Below are 16,930 nucleotides of genomic sequence, written 5' to 3'. Positions count from 1 at the left end.
GGCGGACGACGCGAAGGGTGCGGGTGAAGGAGATCCGGTCGGGATCGTGCCCGGCCTTGAGGGCGGCCCGGTGCATCAGGTCCCGCAGCGCGTGGAGCCTGGTCTGGAGGCGCTGACCAGCTGTGGCGTCTTCTGCGGCTCAGCAAGGGACCACCGATCCATGGATAAACCTTCCTCTGCCGCCCCTGCGCGGGCTCCCCTACGGTCGAGGCTGCGGGCGCTCACCGGCCCGCCGTACCGAAGGAGCAAGACCCCCATGAAGATGACCGGCAACACGATCCTGATCACCGGCGGAACCTCGGGCATCGGCCTCGGCCTGGCCCTGCGCCTGCACGAGGCCGGCAACAAGGTGATCGTCGCCGGCCGGCGCAAGGAGCTCCTCGACGGGATCACCACCGAGCACCTGGGCATCGACGCGCTCGTCCTCGATGTCGCGGACCCCGACTCGATCGCCCGGGCCCGCGAGACCGTGGCGGCGAGTCACCCGGGACTGAACGTCCTGGTCAACAACGCCGGCATCATGCTGCGGGAGAACCTTCTCGACCCGGCCGAACTCAAGGTCGCTGAGGATCACGTCACGGTCAACCTGCTCGGCACGATCCGGATGACGTACGCCTTCCTGCCCCTGCTCGTGGGCAAGGATGACGCGGTCGTCATGAACGTCAGCTCCGCGCTGGCGTTCGTCCCGTACCCGAGCACGCCGACCTACAGCGCGACCAAGGCCGCGCTGCACTCCTTCTCCGAGAGAGCCTGCGCATCCAGCTCGCCGGTGCCGACGCCGGCGTCCAGGTGATCGAGATGGTCCCGCCGGGGGTGCGCACGACCCTGCTGGGCCAGGAGGACAACGACCACGCCATGCCGTTGGACGACTTCCTCACCCAGGCTCTCGACCTGCTGCGAGAGAAGCCCGACGCGAAGGAGGTTGTGGTCGAGCGCGCGAGGTTCATCCGCGACGCTGTGGCCACCGGCTCCTACGACGACGTCCTCGCCATGATCGCCAGCAGCTGACCGACCTGTAGTGGCCTACGTGGAACAACAGCGGGCAGGTCCTGTTGGGCCACATCATGGACGAACGCGAACTGGAACGCCTCGGGGGAGGGCCTCACCGAAGACGCGGAACGGTGAGGAAGCGTCTACGGCGTCGCCACGCTCATCGCGCAGGAGGCGCCCCGGCTCCGTCCTGAGTGCCGTCGGGCAGGCGAGCGCCTGGCCGACACGGCGCACATCGTCGTCTCGGCCAGGCTGGCCGACAAGGCCCGGGGCCGCTCCCAAAGCGTCGGGCGCCGTCGATGCGGGACCGTCGCCGCAGGCCGCCTTCCATACCGGTGGCCTGCGGCGTGCCGCCGATGGCCAACGAATTTCCCAGCGGTCATGCAGGTCAAGGGCCCATCGGGTCTTCCTGCCGCGGGCGGCCTCGGCATCGGCCTCACACATGGGCGGCTTCGCGCGGGTGGCAGAGGACTGCTCAGCCATGGACTGGCGGTCTCTGGATAGCCGGCCTGGATACGGCGAGGATGGGGGCATGGACAAGAAGGAACTGGCGGAATTCCTGCGCCACCGGCGTGAGACGCTGCGGCCCCGCGATGTTGGACTGGTCGAGGGGCCGCGCAGGCGTACCCAAGGACTGCGCCGCGAGGAGGTCGCGCAGCTCGCCGGCATGTCCACCGACTACTACGCCCGGCTGGAACAGCAGCGTGCTCCGCAGCCTTCCGTCCAGATCACCGCGGCTCTCGCCCGGGCGCTGCGACTGTCTCTGGACGAGCGCGACCATATCTTCGTCCTCGTCGGCCACAACGCCCCAGCCCGCTTCCAGCGCTCCGAACATGTCAGCCCGCCGCTGATGCGGGTCCTGGACCGTCTGGACGACTCCCCGGCCATGGTGCAGACCGATCTGTTCGACACTCTCGCGATGAACCCCGTGGCCGTGGCGCTGCTTGGCGACCAGACCCGCCACACCGGTCTGGCCCGCAGCGGCTACTACCGCTGGTTCATGGACCCGGCCGAACGGCTGATGGTTCCCGAGGAGGCCCACGAACGCCACGGCCGTGCCCAGGCGGCTCGCTTGCGGGCCGCGCTGACAGCCGGCAGCGACACCCCCCGAGCCGCCCGGATCGTCGCCGAACTCCAGAAACACAGCCCCGAGTTCGTCCGCATGTGGGAACTTCAGGAGGTCGCCCAACGCTACGACGACTGCAAGATCATCCTTCATCCCGAACTCGGCCGCATCGACGTCGACGCCCAGGTTCTGTTCACCGAGAACCGCGCCCAGACCTTGGTGGTGCTGACCACGCGCCCTGGTACGGAGAGCCACAGCAAGCTCGAACTGCTCTCCGTCATAGGGCACCAGCAGCTCACCCCCTGACGCCCTGGGCCGGGAGATGGGTCAGGGCTCGGCGCAGGAGGGGCCGAACAAGTTGGAGACCTGTGTCCCGAACCCGGTCAGGGCGCTGGTGATGCCACCCACCTCCGTACGGCTCTTGCTCTGCGCGCTGCGGCCGGACAGGTGGGCCTGGGCCCCTGTGCTGTCCGGGGTCCGTGGTGGGGCCGCCGATTTGACCGGATGCCGCCTCCGTTTTACTCTCGAATACATACGGAGGCAGCATCCGTTTTGATGCGGCCGCAGGATCAGGACAGGCAGGAGGGCGCATGAGCGCCGGTGAACAGCGGGGACGCAAGCCCCGCGCGGACGTCCAGCGCAACCGCGCGGCCCTCCTGGAGACCGCGCAGCGTCACTTCCTGCAGCACGGGGTCGGCACGTCCCTCGAGGCGGTGGCCAAGGAGGCGGGAGTCGGGCCCGGCACCCTGTACCGGCACTTCCCCACCCGGGAGGCACTGCTGGCGGCCGTGCTGCAGACGCGCTCCGAGGAGCTGGTGGCCCGTCAGGCGGACATCGAGCAGCTCGACGACCCGGCCGAGGCGCTGGAGCAGTGGCTGCGGGCAATGGAGGACTACTTCAGCGCCTACAGCGGCCTTCCGGAACCACTCATGGCCGCGGCCAGGGCGCACGAGCCGGACAGCCCGCTCACGATTCCCTGCGACATCCTCATCTCCGCCACCGATGAGTACGTGCGAGCCGCGCAGCTCGCGGGGCGCGTGCGCGCGTCGGTGCGCGGGCACGACCTGTTCCTCGCGGCCTGTTCCGTTGCCTGGATCAAGGGCACCGGCACCGAGGGGGAGCCGCTTGACCGGCTGCGCACGCTCATCGCGAGCGGCTACCGCGAGCGGGGGACCCAGGCGTAAACGTCAGGCCCCCGCCCTGATCCCCGCAACACCAGGTGCTACCACCACCCGGCCTTCACATTGTGCTGCCCTCAGGGGCAGTGCAACCTCTCATTGGACAAATCATGAAAATTACTGTCATAGGCGCTGGCGCCATCGGCGGGAACCTCGCTGCCAAGCTCAGCACGGCCGGTCACGACGTCCAGGTGGCCGACGCCCGCGGCCCCGAGGCCGTCCGGGCGGAGGTGCTGGAATCCGGGGCCCGCGCGACGGACCTCGCCGACGCCGTCCAGGGCCGGGACGTCATCGTCCTGGCCATCCCCTTCGGGGTGGCGGGGGAGCTGGCCCGCCTGTTCGCCTCGGTCCCCGCCGAGACGGTCGTCATCGACACCTCGAACTACTATCCGTTCCTGAGCGGGCAGATCGAGGCCGTGGACAACGGCGAGGTCGAGAGCGTGTGGAACGCGAAGCAGCTGGGGCGCCCCGTGGTCAAGGCGTGGAACGCCGCCCTGGCCGAAACCCAGCGGACCCGGGGCGTGCCGGCCGGAACGCCCGGCCGCCTCGCCATTCCGGTCGCCGGCGACTCCGAGCAGGCGCGGCGGGTGGCGATGCAGCTCGTGGACGACACCGGCTTCGACCCCTACGACGCCGGCACCCTGGCCGACTCCTGGCGCCAGCAGCCGAACAGCCCCGCCTACTGCACCGAGCTGACCCTCGACGAGCTGCCGGCGGCCCTGGCCGCGGCCGACCGCGCCAAGGACACCGCCATCCGCGACAGCCTCCCGGAGCGCCTCGCCGCCCGCCCGGCCACGGCCACCCTGGACGACATCGTCGAGATGAACCGCGCCGCCCACCGCTGAGTGACCCGACAGGGCTCTCGTGCACGCGACGGCACGAGGGCGGCAGCGCCGGCCCGCCACGAACACACACGACGAACACGAAGAGCGCACAACCCCCGCGCTGCGGCCTGCAGTCCCGGCACGCCGTTGCCTGCGAGCATCCGCAAGCATGCCGGTGCCCGCAAGGGTGCGTCCGCACCTGGCCCTTGCGCCGGCTGCCTCCTTGCGTGGCCTGCCGTACTGCGCCGCGCCACGGTGGCCGAAGCGGGGATTGCGCGCCATGGAGAGGAACCGCCTTGCCCGGCACCGCATCACCCTTCACCGACATCGCACGCTCCCGGCGTTCCCCCCCGGCGGTTCCTACCCACCGCCCTGTCCTCTTCGGACATCTGCGGCGTGCTGGAAGACGCACAGACGGCCCCCTCGAACAGCAACACCCAGCCGTGGACGGTGCACGTCGTCTCGGGTGCGGCGCGGGACGCCCTGGCCAAAGAGCTGCTCCAGGCAGAGGAAGAGGGACGGACCTCCCCGGATTTCACCGACGGCTACGGCGAGGAGGGCATCTACCTCGAGCGGTCGGCGTCTACGCCGACACCGTCCGCCATTTCCTGGGCGTCCCCGCGGAACTCAAGCTCCTGTTCGGCATCTCCTTCGGCATGGCTGACCCAGCGGCACCGGTGAACACACTCCGCACGGAGCGGGTTCCGCTGCAGCGGAGCGTGGTCCTGCATGACACCCCAGGAGTCCTCGACAGGCCGTAGCTCCTACGCCCGCAGGAGCGATCCGGCGCCTGGTCACGGGCCGCCACTCGGCCGGCCCGGGATCAGCGCCTGGCATTCGCATCTTAGGCAGGCTGAGCGGCGGGCCAGGGGGCGAGGCCAATTCGCCGGCCGGTGGCGGTAGTCCTGCTTCGCGCGCTACTGGTGCCCGGTGGTGCGTCGACCTGGTGACAACCACCGTGCTTCGGCTCAGATGCCCGGGGCGCGCCTCCTCATGGGCCAGGCGATCCCGGGTGCCATGCGGCTGTTCAACAGCAGGGGGCTGGCCGGTTGCTATGTATGGTTCGCTGCCTGTTTGACGGTCCTGATCACTGGTGCCGTTTCGAGGTGTGTGATGGCTGGGAGTGCGGCGACCCGGGTGGTCAGATACCGGTACAACTCCCGTTGGTTCGTGCACACCACGCTCGCGTACAGGTTGGTCGGTCCGGTCGTGGCGGCGGCGAACGCGATCTCCGGGTGCCCGGCCAGCGCCTGACCGGCCTCTTCCAGGTGTGTGGGGGCGACCGAGAGCCAGAGCAGGGTTCGGGCGTTCACACCGAACATGCGCCAGTCGACGTCGATGTCGAGATAGAGCAGACCGTGTTCTCGCAGCTCCGTCATCCGGCGCCGGACTGTCGTCGGCGACCAGCCGGTCGCCGCGGCCAACTGCTCGAACCCGGCCCGGCCGTCGGTGGCGAGCAGGGCGAGGAGTTTGCGGTCACCGTCGTCGAGCCGCACCGGTCCCCGTCGGTGCGGCACTGGGGGCGGGCGCAGTCGCTCGATCGCCTCCGCGTCCAGCGACCCGAGTTTTCCGACCAGATTGTCGGGGCCGCCGTAGAAGGCGTGGAGCAGGCAGTGCGCGGTCACGCCCTCCACGCGCGGGGTGCGGGGGAGTTTGGCCAGCAGCAGTGCCTCGCTGTCCGCCTCGCTCTCGGTACGGACCACGCAGGTGACCTCGGTACCGCCGGAGCTGAGGCTCACCCAGGACGTGTCGGGGCGTCTGGCCAGCGCCTCGGCGACGGGGAGCGACGCGGTGGGTGCACATCGCACCCGCAGGAACCACAGGATGGCGCCCAGCGCGGTGGGGTCGACCCCGCCCAGCACCCGTAGCGCCCCGGCCGACCGCAACCGGGCGTACCGGCGCGCGACGGTGCGATCCGACACGCCGAGAACCTCGGCGATGGTGCTGAACGGGGCACGCCCGTCGATCTGTAGGGCGTGCACGAGCCGACGATCCAGCTCGTCGTAGTCAGATTCCACCGAGCCGACGGTAGATGGTGTCAGATACCAACGCAATCGAGCCGGATCCTGGCTCGGGCGACTCGGCAAAGGCAGCGTTGCTTCTGTCTTGATCGACACAGCCCCAGGAGAGCCCATGGACACCGATGTACTCATCGTCGGCGCCGGCCCGACCGGAATGACGCTGGCCAACGAACTGCTGCTGGCGGGGGTGTCGACCGTGCTGGTCGACAAGCTGTCGCAGCGCAGCGACCTGTCCAAGGCAGGCGGCGTGCAGTCCCGCACACTGGAGGCACTCGACCAACGAGGGCTGCTGGAACCCTTGCTGGCCACCGGAGAGCACCCCGCCACCACTGGCCACTTCGCCGGTATCCCACTCCCGCTCCACTCCGACCGGCACCGTCTGCCATGGCGGTCCGTGCCGCAGGTAGTGATCGAGGGATTCTTCGAGCAGTACCTCGCCGCGCACGGCCTCCACACCCGCAGGGACCACGAACTGGTCGGCCTCGCCCAGGACGACAACGGGGTCACCGCGACCTTCGCCGACGGCACCACCCTCCGCTCCCGCTACCTCGTCGCCGCCGACGGAGCTCACAGCACCGTACGGGCGCTCCTGCGGGCCGGGTTCCCCGATCAGCCCGGTACGTTGACGATCACCGCCGCCGACGTGCGGCTGAGCGGCGTCGATCCGTCCACGTCGCACACCTGGAACGAGGACGGGCACTGGGCGGCATTGTTCCCGCTCGGCACCGATCCGCAGGGCAGGCAGCTGCGCCGACTGGTCCTCGGCGGGCCGGGCTGGTCACTGCCGAGGGAGATCCCGGTCACCGAGGACGAAATCCGTCACGGCCTGAGCACCGTGTTCGGAACGCGGGTGCACTTGCTCGAACTGCGCTACGCCCGCCGTATCACCAACGCGTCACGGCAGGTCGAGCAGTACCGGCACGGGCGGGTGTTCCTGGCGGGCGATGCCGCCCATGTCCACCTTCCACTCGGCGCGCAGGGAATGAACACCGGCATGCAGGACGCGCTCAACCTCGGTTGGAAGCTCGGCGCCGCCGTGCACGGCTGGGCACCAAAGAACCTGCTCGACACCTATCACGCGGAACGGCATCCTGTCGGGGCCGCCGTATTGCGCAACGTCCGGGCACAGAGCCTGCTGATGGACTGGGCCGGCACCCGCGATCCGGACGTGCTGGCCGCCCGGGAGATCTTCACGGCCATGGCCCAACTGCCGGACGTCCAGCACTATCTCACCGACCTGATGTCCGGGATGGCCATCCGCTACCCGATGCCGGGCACCGAAACCCATCCGCTCGTCGGCCGGCCCGCACCGGACCTGGACCTCGGCACGGCCCGGGTGCACGAACTACTGCGGTCCGGGCACGGCATCCTGCTGGACCCGGCCGACGCGTTCGCCAAGGCCGCCGACACCTGGTCTGACCGGGTGGACAGGGTGGGCCAGGGCGCCGACACCGAGGCGATGCTCATCCGGCCGGACGGCTACGTGTGCTGGGCAGGCGCGGATGACGTGGAACCGGCGCTCCGCCGCTGGTTCGGCGAACCCCGCTGAGCCGACGTTCAGAAAGCCAGCCTTCGTAGAGAGGCTGATGGTCATCAGTGGGCGCCGATGGTGACGACTATCGTGCTTCGGCACATCGACTGAGCTGGAGCACGGTAGTGATGAGGTGTCGGCGTACACCTGAACGTCCCCACCCGAGTACGGATGAACGCGGCCGGTTCCTGATGCGGTGAGGAACCTTGGTCGGCACTCTGCTGGTAGTCGGTGTGCGGCGGCAGGGGGTGGTCGGCTGCGGTCTCGGATCCGCGTCGCTGGTCGGAACTACGGCGTTTTAGGGGCTTGTTGGAGTCCGGTGCGATGAGCTTGTCGGAGATCGCCCGGGAGACGGGGCTGGAGCGCAAGACGGTCCGCAAGTACCTTGCGGGTCCGGCGACTCCGCCGCTTCGCTCGGCCAGTGGCCAGGTGGTGCCCAGGAAGATCGACGAGTTCGCGCCGCTGGTCGATGCGATGTTGCGGGCCGAGATCCTGATGAAGGCGTCGGTGATTCACGAGCGGCTGGTCGCGGAGCCGGTCATCCCTGCCGTTGCTCTGAAAGCTGCTGTCGTTCCTGTTGCAGGGCCGCTCGGGCCTGGGACAGCGCCACCACCTTGGCCTCAAGCTGCTCAACGGACGGCGCGCCGTTCACACCCAGTTCGGCTCGTAGCGCCTCCCGGAGCAGATAAACCGCATCGGAGAGAGGCCCCGCGAACCACCGCTTCGCCTGGATAAGCTGCGCGTCCGTACGGGGGAGAGGCTCCGCTCCCGAGCCGTCCAGCGGCAGGTGCCGGACGAGGTGGTAGCCGGCGCCCAGGCACTGGTTGACTTCGCTGGCCACGTCAAGGGCAGTTGTGCCAAGGACCATCTGGGCCTGCGCGTATTGGTCGTAGTAGGCCTGGCGTGTGGCATCAAGGGCGTCCGCGACCACTGTCTCCCCACGCCTGAGGGCAAGCACCATGTCTCTGCCCGCAGTGCGATAGGCGCGTGCGGTCGCGTTAAGAGCGGCATAGAGTTCGCGCTTGGCCTGGACTGCCCGGTCCTCCCGGTCCTGTAGTCGCTCGAGCTCCGCACGCCGATTCTGTTCGGCGACCTCTACCCGGCGAGCGCGCTGAGCAAGCACTGTCGCGCCCATGGTGCCGCCTACTCCAGCAACCGCCACGGTCAGGGAAGTCCAATCCGATCCCGACAGCATCCGTGTCCCCCTACCCCTCCCCAACGCCGCATGAGCGCCAGGTTGCAGGCTATCGCGACCAGTGGCAGAGGCAGGACGCTTCGCATAGATGCGCGGGCAGGAACCCATACGCTTCTTCACCCGGAGAGTGCTTCTTTCCTTGCAGCCAACAGGATCCTCAGTAAGTCCTACCGTTGCAGGTCAGGAACACTTTCCGCGTTTTTTATCAGCTCTCGGACAGGCCACCTCGCGAAAGCGCGAGGCTAATGGTGGAGTCGGGTATTGGAACTGCCGAATGCCTCTGTGATCAGAGCGGGGCGACGAACATGAGGACCTCGTCACGGGTGTCGTCACCCGCCAGGCGGAGGGCTCCGGGCCAGCGGCCGATCTCACGCCGTCCGAGCGGCGAGCCGTCTTCACCGGCCACTGGTGGGGGCGGCCGCCAGGCATGCGACGTTGAGGCTGGTCCTGCTCGCGATCGATCAGTCCGGTTGGGCGGGCGGCCGGGCGTACCCAGAAATCCTTTGCGGCGCCGCAGCTTGGCGCCCAGACTGTGCCGGTGCTGATCCGACGCGAAACGCCTGCCGATGTCCCCGCCGCAAGCACCGTCACCGCGGCGGCCTTCGCCAAGCCGGAGACTCCGGTTCCGATGGAGGTAACCCTCCTCGACGAGCTGCGCACCTGCGACGGCTGGCTGCCGGAACTGTCGCTCGTGGCACTCAGCGACAAGGACGAGGTAGTAGGCCACGTAATCTGCACCCGGGGCCATGTCGGCACTGCCCCCGCCCTGGGCCTCGGCCCGCTGAGCGTGCACCCCGACCACCAGCGCCGCGGTATCGGCCTCGCTCTTGTCCACACCGTGCTCGGCGCAGCGGATGCCCTGGGCGAGCCCCTCGTCGCCCTCCTCGGCAGCCCTGCATACTACGGCCGCTACGGTTTCCGCACCAGCACGGACTACGGCATCACCGCACCGGATCCCTCGTGGGGCGAGTACTTCCAGGTCCGCACCCTGACCGCCCACGACCCCGCGCTGCGGGGCACCTTCAAGTACGCGGAGCCATTCGAACGGGTCTGACATCGGTGCAGGGGTCAGCTTTCGAGTTCCGTCGGGCGATCTCGGCTGCGTAGGCGCCCCAGTCCCCGGCGGCGGCCCGTTGCCATTTGACGGCGACGGTGATGTCGATGCCGAGGGTGCGGGCGAGGACTGCGGCGGGCAGCTCGGTGGCGAGCTGGAACAGAGCGGTTGAGCGGGTCTCGGCGAGCCGGATGCCGAGTTTGCGGAGTCGTTCGCGCATGGCCCAGACACTGATCGGGCGGCCGGGCTGACCGCCGGGGAAGAGCCAGCGCGAATCCGTCCGGGCGAGAACGGCGTGGCTGCGGCGAACCGCGACCTGTTGAAGGGCCAGCTCAGCGACGGGGCCGGGCAAGTCGACGGGAACGGCGCCGAGGCGGATGCGCACTCTTCCGTCGGTCTCCTTCTAAGGTGGGGGCGATGTGGCGGGCAGGGCGCGTAGTCGGGCTCGCCTTCGGTGACGTGGGTCCAGATTCCGGTGGGCAACTGGACAGGCCAGGTTCACGGGCCCGCTGAGAGAGCTGCCGGAGAGCGGGCTCTTACCAGAGGTCGGCGTCCATGAGGCTCCCGCGCCTCACCAGTTCCTCGACCGCGCATCCGCGTCGCTGCGCGGCCGCCTGAAAGACCTCCTGTTCGCGCTGCCAGGTCAGGGCCCGTTCGGCTGCTGTCTGGCGAATGTACTCATCGGGGGAGAGGCCCAGAGCGGACGCGTGGGCGGCGACCGCGTCGCGTTCGGCAGGCGTGAAGTCCACAACAACCCCCTCAGGCTGGGCAGTTCGTCCGGTGTGGCCGGGCAGCGGCACCGTCCGTGTTGCTCATGACGCTATCGCGGTATCCCTCCTGCCGAACCCGGGAAGGCCGTTGCTGATGGGGCTCCTTGAATTCGGCCACCCTGTGATCGGACCGCCTCAGAGTTGCTCGGCTTGATTCCCCAGTCTGATCCGCGTGACTTACAGCCTGTGGGCGTACGGTATGTGCACCGGATACTAGAGAAAGCACACCGTCTGGGTGCCACCGTCCGTCGTGTGATGTCGGCACGTCTGGTTCTACGCGGCTGGTGCCGCCAGTCGGAAGCCCACGCCGATCGCTTCGAGATCCGGCTCGTAGGCGCCGTGCCGGCGGGCGCACCGGGCCAGGTCCCGGTCGTGGCGGAAGGCGCCGCCTCGGGTGATGTGCCGGTCGAAGGCCCAGTGCTCGGTGCTCGGCACCTCGGCGGGCGCGCCGGGATAGGGGGCGTAGAGGGTGGAGGTCCATTCGTCGACGTTGCCCGCCATGTCCAGCACCCCGAACGGGCTGGCGCCTTCGGGGAACGAACCGACCGGCAGCGTGGTGCCGACACCGAGGTCCGCCAGATTGGCCAGGCCGGTGCGGTAGGCCTTGCCCCAAGGGAACTCCCGGGCGTCGTCTCCCCGCGCGGCGCGTTCCCACTCGTCCTCCGTGGGCAACCGCACCCCGAGGCTGAGCCGGTCACCGAGCCACCGGCAGTAGGCCGTCGCCGCCTCCCAGGTGACCCCGGTGACAGGGTGGTCCGCCGGCGCCTGGGAGGCGGCTCGGCCGGTGGCCGCCGCGAAGAGTGCCCACTGGCCGACCGTGACCGGTGTACGGGCGATTCGGAAGGCCGAGACGTGGATCTCCGTGCGCGGGGCTTCCTTCATGTACCACTCCACTGGTACCCCGGTGTCGGCATAGCGGCGGGCCACCGCCGCCATCTCGTCGACCGGCGTTCCCCGACGTAGTAACCCGGCCGGGATGTCGACCCAGTTCACCTGCTCCACCCGCATGGCCCCTCCTCGGCTTGTCGAGCTGACAACCCACATGATCACCTCGGAGGCTTGGGCGCGCGTCAGCCGATGGACCCACCTCCACACCGACTTTGGAACCAGGACATCAGTCCGGGGCGATGCGCCCCGGACTCAGAACGAGCGGGCGGCCCCAGCCTCACCCCGGCCCCGGCGCTCACTGAACCTCCCCACTCACTTGCAGACTTGATCGAGTGAGGCGAGGAGCAGTCCTGGTCATTTCCAAGAATCGCCATCACCGACAGGAGGTGTGTCTCAGACGCCATCCGCTTTCCGAACGTGATCGGTTGGTTCGGGTTAGGTGGGCATGAACTGCGGTCGGTGGCGGGAGAGGTGGGCGTGGTTGGTCCGCTTGTCTGGCTCGTGGAGGTGGCTGGTGCCGTCGGTGCTCGGTCTGCTGGAGGCCCGGGAGAAGAGGGTCCGGGAGGAGATCGCGGGGTTGCGGGAGGAGGCCGAGCGGGTGCAGGGCGCGCTCGGTGCGGCGGAACGCGCGCTTGAGCGGCTGGTGGATGCCCGGACGACGGTGGCCGAGGTGCTGGCGGAGCCGTCTTCGGCAGTCGCGGAGCCGGTGCGGGGCGCGATGACGGGCTCGCCGGTGCCGCACCGGAGTGAAGGCATGCCGACGTCGGTGCTCGCGGTGGACTACCAGCGGATCGTGTCGGTGCTGGAGTCGGCGGGCCGGGAGGGGATGCGCTGCCAGCAGCTGGCCGTGGCCCTGGGGCTGCAGGCGGTCCCGGCGAAGGTCGAGGGGCTGCGGTCGAAGGCGAAACGCCTGGTGGAGCGGGGCTGGGCCCTGCAGGTGCGGCCGGGGGTGTTCACCGCGCTCGCGGTGTCGGCCGGCTGAAAGCACCGGGGCGGCGTCCGGCCAGGCGGCCGCTCATGAGCATGGTCATCGACCACAGCACCATGGCCTCGTGCATGGCGGGCAGCCTCTCGTAGTCGCGCACCAGACGACGCGAGCGCATCAGCCAGCTCAGCGTTCTCTCCACCACCCACCTGCGCGGCAGCACCACGAACCCTGTCGTGTCGTCAGTGCGCTTGACGATGTCGAGGGTGAGCTGGAGTTTCTCGGCCGCCCAGTCGACCAGACGCCCGGCATAGCCGCCGTCCGCCCACACCAGGCGGACGGAGAAGTACGTGTTGCGAAGCCGCTCCAGCAGTGGGACGGCGGCGTCGCGGTCCTGCACGCTCGCCGCGGTCACCGCGACGGCCAGGACGAGGCCGAGGCAGTCCACCACCAGGTGCCGCTTGCGTCCGCCCACCTTCTTCCCGCCGTCCCACCCGGACGTCTAGCGCGGAATGTTCGCCGCTGCCCGCAGTGACTGCGAGTCCACGATGGCGGCCGTCGGGTCCGGCGAACGGCCTTCCTTCTGACGCACCTTGTCGCGCAGCCGGTCGTGGAGCTCGGCAAGCAGACCTGTCACCTGCCAGCGGCGGGCGAACGCGTGCACCCGCCGGTGCGGCGGGAAGTCACAGGGCAGGTTGACCCACTTCACGCCGTTGTCGACGACGTAGCGGACCGCGTCCAACATCACGCGGTGGCAATAACCCTCCGGCCGCCCGCCCCGCCCCTGCAGCCAAGCGGGGACCGGCAGCAGCGGCCGGATGACCTGCCACTCTGCCTCCGTCAGATCGGAGCCGTAACACCGCACGCGGTCCGGCCCATCCGCCGCGTTGCCGAACCTGTGCGCGAGACAGTCACACGCCGGAGACGGCGCGTTGGACTCCAGGGACGCGAGCACGAAAGACTGCGGCAACAGGGCCTCCTGGGACTGCTCGGGCGGGATCGCACCCCCGAACTACCAAGAGGCCCTGCCTTCATGCGCCGCTCCTGCCGCGATCACCCGATCAGGACCCTTGTTCGGCCAGACAAGCCCGATGAGCGGTAAGCGGAAGCCTTCTCAGTGAGCTGGTCACGAGGGCTGGGCACGGTCCTGCTCCACAGGCTCCGAGCGTGCCCACCTCAGCGATCGTCCTGAAGTGCGCCACTGGCCGGTGAACAGATCCTCCGGCTTCGAGGCGTCGGCGAACCGTTTGACGGTGTGCCAGGCCATGCCGAGCTGCCGCTGGACCGACCGCAGGCTGTGTCCAGCCTCCAGGAGTGCGTGGACGGCGGCATGCCGGGCCCTGGTGCGGTCGGCGAACCGGTGCCCGGTCGGCCACGGTGAACCGGACGGTGCTTCTCCCTGGACGGACTCAGGTTCGGGTTCCGGGGTCTCAGGGACAAGGGCTCGCAGGCAGTGGCGGTGCTGGGAAACTGCCCGCTCGGCGGCGTCGCTCAGGTTGTGCCAGAGGTGCCACCGGTCCGCAACCTGGACGGCCTGCGGGGCGCCGACGGCGGCGCCTTCGGCGAAGAACGGCGCCCGGTCCCGGCAAACGACCTCAACGCCTGGCCGGTCGGCGAGCCAGGCCGCCAGACTGGAAGCCTCCCGGTCCGGCAGTAGGTCGACGGGGCGGCGGGTCTCGATGTCGACGAGGACGGTGCCGTAGCGGCGGCCCTTGCGGGTGGCGTACTCGTCGACGCCGACCACCCGCGGCGCGGCCACCTCAGGTTCGGGAAGCGTCGACCAGCCGGAGCACCGTGCTGCGACTGACGGATACGCCGAGAACGCGGGCGAAGCAGGCTCCGGCCAGGCCTGCGAGTGCCAGACCGACCGCGGCCAAGGTGGAGCGCAACCGCTCGGTCCGCTGACCGTGCCGGCGCGTCAGGCCAGGTATCTGCTCGACGAAGGTACGGCGTGCGCAGCCCGAGTTCTCGTAGGTGAACCGGCGGACTCTCAGCTGGAGGACAACGCTTCGGCCACCGCTCGGTACATCAGCGGGAAACCGCAGGTAGGAACCATGAACTCGGTTCGACCAGACTCCGCAAACTGGACACACAGCGCCGTCCGCGATGCTCTGGGCGTCAACGCGCACTATCTCGATGTCCACGTCCACCGACAGCGCGGCGTCCGGGATCGACGGGAACAACAGCTCCTTCAGTCGGAGCGCGACCTCTTCCACGGCCCCGAACTGTCAGCCCCACCGCCTGGTCCACGGACCATTTTCGGGCGACTTCGCGGACGGCTCGAAGGGGTCCGTCTGTCACTCAGAGTGGTGGCATCACAGAAGTTGTGCCAGAGCCCGATCTCGTGGACAAAGCCAGCTCCCCGTGGTCGGGGCTGGACGTGCCCGAGCTGCGGGGCGTTCGTCTACTCCGGCGACGGCCTGACGGCCGGCGGCGAGTGCCGCCCCTGCCTCCGCGACTGGCGGCGCGCTGACGGACTCGGAGGCTGTCGCGGTCGCAGGGGCGGGGCGCTCGGTCGGAAGACATCCGGCCGAGCGCCCTGCGGTGTTCGCCGACGACTGCTCGGGGACCGTCGGATGGTGCGTGGAGCCCCGAGAACTCGCCGGCCCCGGTGGGAGGCGCTCGCTCAGGCGGGCACCGGTCCGGTCAGCAGTTGACGATGCTGTGGACCGAGGACCAGTTCCCGGTGGCGTCCCAGCTCGGCGCCGGGGGCGTCTTGTACACGAAGGCCCCAGTGGGCCCGTACATGTAGGCCACGGTGCCGTCACTCTGCTCGTTGTCCCACGACCCCGGACCTGACCAGGTGCTGACGTAGTAGCGCTTGCAGCTGTACATGTCGAGTTCGGAGCCGGTGTAGTACGTCTTGCTGTACGCGCACATGTGCAGGTGGTCGGCCCCGCCGCCGGCGCAGGGGTCGTAGAACGGGGTCGCCCCGGTCCCGGCCGTCAGGTCGCGCGGATGCGCCTCACCCGGCACCGCGAGGTAGAGCGTCGCGCCTTCCAGCTGGATCCGGTTGGGAGCCACCTGCTTCCCGCCCAGGGAGGCCAGGTCGCGGTTCACCTCGTCCTGGAGCGCGCCCGCCTGAGCCGCGGTCAGCCCCGCGGCTCGCGCCTGAGCCGTGAAGCTGACCGCCGAGCCGGGAGCCGCAGAGGCAGGGCTCCCCGCCAAGAGGGCCGCGAGCACCAGCAGCAGGCTCGTGGCCAGTAACGTCGTGATCTTCGTTCGCATCAGGATTCTCATCCCTGTCGTCGGCTGTGAGGACGATGGGGCCGGCCCGCCTGGCGCCACTCGCACCGCCGGCGGGCTCGCACCCCACGACCACTGGCCTACCGGCGATGTCGTTGTCCTGTGTCGGACCCGAGGCGCAGGACAACAACCGCCTGACAACGGTCGGAGGGATTCCCGGCCCGGTGGCGGCGTGTCATCGAGGAAACGGGCGTCCTTCGGCTCGTCGCGGGAAGCCGATCGAGCGGAGGTGACCGCGGGCGTCCGCGTCAGCGACACGCCTTCGGCAAGGGGTACGAAGGCACGAGCGGTGCCATGCCGGTGCGGTCAGGACGCCGGTCGTGGTGGCGCAGACCCGGTGGAAGGCGGCGTCCGGGTTCAGGGACATCAGCTGAACGGTGTGGTCGTCGCCCGCGCTGGCGATGGTGCGGCCGTCGGGGCTCAGAGGTCGTTTTCTCGCGCGCCCTGGTCCTGGTGAAGGTGGCGAGTGGGCAGGGAGTGAACGGGAGAACGGCGGGCGAGGGAAGCGGGCGCCTGGTGTCCGTTGCGCGCGTCGGCGGGGCCGCGCACGCGCTGGGCAGCCAAGTGGCCTGGCCGCCTCTGGTGGGTGATCTTGGGCAGCGGCCGTGACCGGCCCGGCCGGGACGGGGTTGACCGCGTATGCATCTGACTGGACGTCTGCTCACCACGGCGGCCGCTGTCGCCGCTGTCCTTGCGACCGGGTTGTCCAGCGTCCCGCCGGCCACCGCCGCCGTGTCCGCGTCGTGCACGTCGGCGTGGAAGGCGGTCCGAAAGGTCGCCGTGGGCCGGCCCGCGTGGAACGAAGGGCCGGTCGCGACGACGCGCTCACCGGTTGTGCGCTACCTGCGCCGTGGCGAGCGGGTGACGTCCTGCACTGTCGCGGTCGGCCGGGGCGGCTGGCCGGACTACCGCGAGTGCGGCTGCGGGAGCCTGTGGCGCGTGGTCCCCGGCGGGCAGGTGCCGGCGCGCTGCTTGGAGCGGACGTGAGCGCGGCGGCCGACTTGCCCACGACCGCACCCAGGGGACGAGCCCCGGGCTGTCACGACCGGGTGGCTTCGTTCACGTTCAGCGGCAGCGTTGGTCGACGAGTTTGAGCAGCGGTCAGCGATCGCTGGAGCGATTGATGTGCACGAGTCTTGGCGGCTCATCACGTTGCCGTCGTGTCCGTCGCCGGGCAGGCCCATGACGTTCACAACGGGCTCCTCGCCCTTGGGGATCTCGAAGGTGACGTTCGCTTGTGCC

General features: G+C 69.6%; 18 protein-coding genes and 2 pseudogenes. 10 read left to right on the top strand and 10 right to left on the bottom strand.

The genetic code is table 11. The features are described 5' to 3' along the window. Window positions 1-256: 256 nt before the first annotated feature. From AB0958_RS40995 to AB0958_RS40975, 5 genes and pseudogenes are all read left to right on the top strand, one after another. Window positions 257-1,008: pseudogene (locus tag AB0958_RS40995) on the top strand (SDR family NAD(P)-dependent oxidoreductase). A 514-nt stretch (window positions 1,009-1,522) separates the two neighbouring features. Then, window positions 1,523-2,362 (top strand): helix-turn-helix transcriptional regulator, encoded by an 840-nt coding sequence (locus AB0958_RS40990; RefSeq protein ID WP_366895578.1) that lies wholly within the window; start codon window positions 1,523-1,525, stop codon window positions 2,360-2,362. Window positions 2,363-2,646: 284 nt separating this feature from the next. Continuing rightward, window positions 2,647-3,240: a TetR/AcrR family transcriptional regulator gene (locus tag AB0958_RS40985; RefSeq protein ID WP_366895577.1), complete on the top strand. Its 594-nt coding sequence runs from the start codon at window positions 2,647-2,649 to the stop codon at window positions 3,238-3,240. Between the two features lie 104 nt (window positions 3,241-3,344). Continuing rightward, a complete protein-coding gene (locus tag AB0958_RS40980) occupies window positions 3,345-4,079 on the top strand; it encodes an NAD(P)-binding domain-containing protein (protein ID WP_366895576.1) in 735 nt (244 codons plus the stop codon). Further along, window positions 4,080-4,739: a nitroreductase family protein gene (locus AB0958_RS40975; protein WP_366895575.1), complete on the top strand. Its 660-nt coding sequence runs from the start codon at window positions 4,080-4,082 to the stop codon at window positions 4,737-4,739. A 371-nt stretch (window positions 4,740-5,110) separates the two neighbouring features. Here AB0958_RS40975 and AB0958_RS40970 read toward each other — a convergent pair whose 3' ends face one another. Further along, a complete protein-coding gene (locus tag AB0958_RS40970) occupies window positions 5,111-6,076 on the bottom strand; it encodes an Lrp/AsnC family transcriptional regulator (protein ID WP_366895574.1) in 966 nt (321 codons plus the stop codon). Between the two features lie 115 nt (window positions 6,077-6,191). On the opposite strand from AB0958_RS40970, the gene AB0958_RS40965 reads away from it, so the two are divergent. Further along, window positions 6,192-7,628 (top strand): FAD-dependent monooxygenase, encoded by a 1,437-nt coding sequence (locus AB0958_RS40965; protein WP_366895573.1) that lies wholly within the window; start codon window positions 6,192-6,194, stop codon window positions 7,626-7,628. Window positions 7,629-7,841: 213 nt separating this feature from the next. Next, window positions 7,842-8,144 (top strand): annotated as a pseudogene (locus AB0958_RS40960) (IS21 family transposase); the annotation flags it as partial. 4 nt (window positions 8,145-8,148) lie between these two features. On the opposite strand, the gene AB0958_RS40955 reads toward AB0958_RS40960, so the two are convergent. Continuing rightward, window positions 8,149-8,745, bottom strand: coding sequence for a hypothetical protein (locus tag AB0958_RS40955; RefSeq protein ID WP_366895580.1), 597 nt, complete (start codon window positions 8,743-8,745; stop codon window positions 8,149-8,151). A 598-nt stretch (window positions 8,746-9,343) separates the two neighbouring features. On the opposite strand from AB0958_RS40955, the gene AB0958_RS40950 reads away from it, so the two are divergent. Next, window positions 9,344-9,859 carry an N-acetyltransferase gene (locus AB0958_RS40950; RefSeq protein WP_366895572.1) on the top strand — a complete coding sequence of 172 codons (516 nt, stop codon included), beginning with the start codon at window positions 9,344-9,346 and terminating at the stop codon, window positions 9,857-9,859. On the opposite strand, the gene AB0958_RS40945 is transcribed toward AB0958_RS40950, so the two are convergent. From AB0958_RS40945 to AB0958_RS40935, 3 genes are all read right to left on the bottom strand, one after another. After that, on the bottom strand, window positions 9,828-10,244 hold the full coding sequence (locus AB0958_RS40945; protein WP_366895571.1) for a hypothetical protein: 417 nt from the start codon (window positions 10,242-10,244) through the stop codon (window positions 9,828-9,830). The genes AB0958_RS40950 and AB0958_RS40945 overlap by 32 nt on opposite strands. A 151-nt stretch (window positions 10,245-10,395) precedes the next feature. Then, a complete protein-coding gene (locus tag AB0958_RS40940) occupies window positions 10,396-10,608 on the bottom strand; it encodes a hypothetical protein (RefSeq protein ID WP_366895570.1) in 213 nt (70 codons plus the stop codon). 294 nt (window positions 10,609-10,902) lie between these two features. Continuing rightward, window positions 10,903-11,637 carry a formylglycine-generating enzyme family protein gene (locus AB0958_RS40935; RefSeq protein WP_366895569.1) on the bottom strand — a complete coding sequence of 245 codons (735 nt, stop codon included), beginning with the start codon at window positions 11,635-11,637 and terminating at the stop codon, window positions 10,903-10,905. A 394-nt stretch (window positions 11,638-12,031) separates the two neighbouring features. Here AB0958_RS40935 and AB0958_RS40930 point away from each other — a divergent pair, with 394 nt between their 5' ends. Continuing rightward, window positions 12,032-12,499 carry a hypothetical protein gene (locus AB0958_RS40930; protein WP_366895567.1) on the top strand — a complete coding sequence of 156 codons (468 nt, stop codon included), beginning with the start codon at window positions 12,032-12,034 and terminating at the stop codon, window positions 12,497-12,499. Here AB0958_RS40930 and AB0958_RS40925 read toward each other — a convergent pair. From AB0958_RS40925 to AB0958_RS40905, 5 genes are all read right to left on the bottom strand, one after another. Next, the gene (locus AB0958_RS40925) at window positions 12,471-12,917 is read right to left on the bottom strand and encodes a transposase (protein ID WP_366895566.1); all 447 of its coding nucleotides are present in this window, start codon (window positions 12,915-12,917) and stop codon (window positions 12,471-12,473) included. The two genes, AB0958_RS40930 and AB0958_RS40925, sit on opposite strands and share 29 nt — an antisense overlap. Window positions 12,918-12,944: 27 nt before the next feature. Then, window positions 12,945-13,307 (bottom strand): transposase, encoded by a 363-nt coding sequence (locus AB0958_RS40920; protein WP_366895579.1) that lies wholly within the window; start codon window positions 13,305-13,307, stop codon window positions 12,945-12,947. A gap of 261 nt (window positions 13,308-13,568) precedes the next feature. Then, window positions 13,569-14,201: a transposase gene (locus AB0958_RS40915; protein ID WP_366895565.1), complete on the bottom strand. Its 633-nt coding sequence runs from the start codon at window positions 14,199-14,201 to the stop codon at window positions 13,569-13,571. Window position 14,202: 1 nt separating this feature from the next. Beyond that, on the bottom strand, window positions 14,203-14,658 hold the full coding sequence (locus AB0958_RS40910; protein WP_366895564.1) for a transposase family protein: 456 nt from the start codon (window positions 14,656-14,658) through the stop codon (window positions 14,203-14,205). Between the two features lie 430 nt (window positions 14,659-15,088). Then, window positions 15,089-15,670: a hypothetical protein gene (locus AB0958_RS40905; protein WP_366895563.1), complete on the bottom strand. Its 582-nt coding sequence runs from the start codon at window positions 15,668-15,670 to the stop codon at window positions 15,089-15,091. Between the two features lie 657 nt (window positions 15,671-16,327). Between AB0958_RS40905 and AB0958_RS40900 the strand changes: the two genes are divergently transcribed. Continuing rightward, the gene (locus AB0958_RS40900) at window positions 16,328-16,675 is read left to right on the top strand and encodes a hypothetical protein (protein ID WP_366895562.1); all 348 of its coding nucleotides are present in this window, start codon (window positions 16,328-16,330) and stop codon (window positions 16,673-16,675) included. Window positions 16,676-16,930: the final 255 nt, after the last annotated feature.

Origin of the sequence: Streptomyces sp. NPDC006655 (assembly GCF_040703965.1) — a bacterium.
In the GTDB taxonomy this organism is placed as follows: Bacteria; Actinomycetota; Actinomycetes; order Streptomycetales; family Streptomycetaceae; genus Streptomyces.
This window is presented reverse-complemented; position numbering and strand designations above follow the sequence as displayed.

Bases quoted from the DNA above. Each gene is read 5' to 3' on its own strand.
- AB0958_RS40980 (WP_366895576.1), top strand. From the start codon at position 3,345: ATGAAAATTACTGTCATAGGCGCTGGCGCCATCGGCGGGAACCTCGCT.
- AB0958_RS40935 (WP_366895569.1), bottom strand. From the start codon at position 11,637: ATGCGGGTGGAGCAGGTGAACTGGGTCGACATCCCGGCCGGGTTACTA.
- AB0958_RS40900 (WP_366895562.1), top strand. From the start codon at position 16,328: ATGCATCTGACTGGACGTCTGCTCACCACGGCGGCCGCTGTCGCCGCT.
- AB0958_RS40985 (WP_366895577.1), top strand. From the start codon at position 2,647: ATGAGCGCCGGTGAACAGCGGGGACGCAAGCCCCGCGCGGACGTCCAG.
- AB0958_RS40905 (WP_366895563.1), bottom strand. From the start codon at position 15,670: ATGCGAACGAAGATCACGACGTTACTGGCCACGAGCCTGCTGCTGGTG.
- AB0958_RS40990 (WP_366895578.1), top strand. From the start codon at position 1,523: ATGGACAAGAAGGAACTGGCGGAATTCCTGCGCCACCGGCGTGAGACG.
- AB0958_RS40965 (WP_366895573.1), top strand. From the start codon at position 6,192: ATGGACACCGATGTACTCATCGTCGGCGCCGGCCCGACCGGAATGACG.
- AB0958_RS40955 (WP_366895580.1), bottom strand. From the start codon at position 8,745: ATGGGCGCGACAGTGCTTGCTCAGCGCGCTCGCCGGGTAGAGGTCGCC.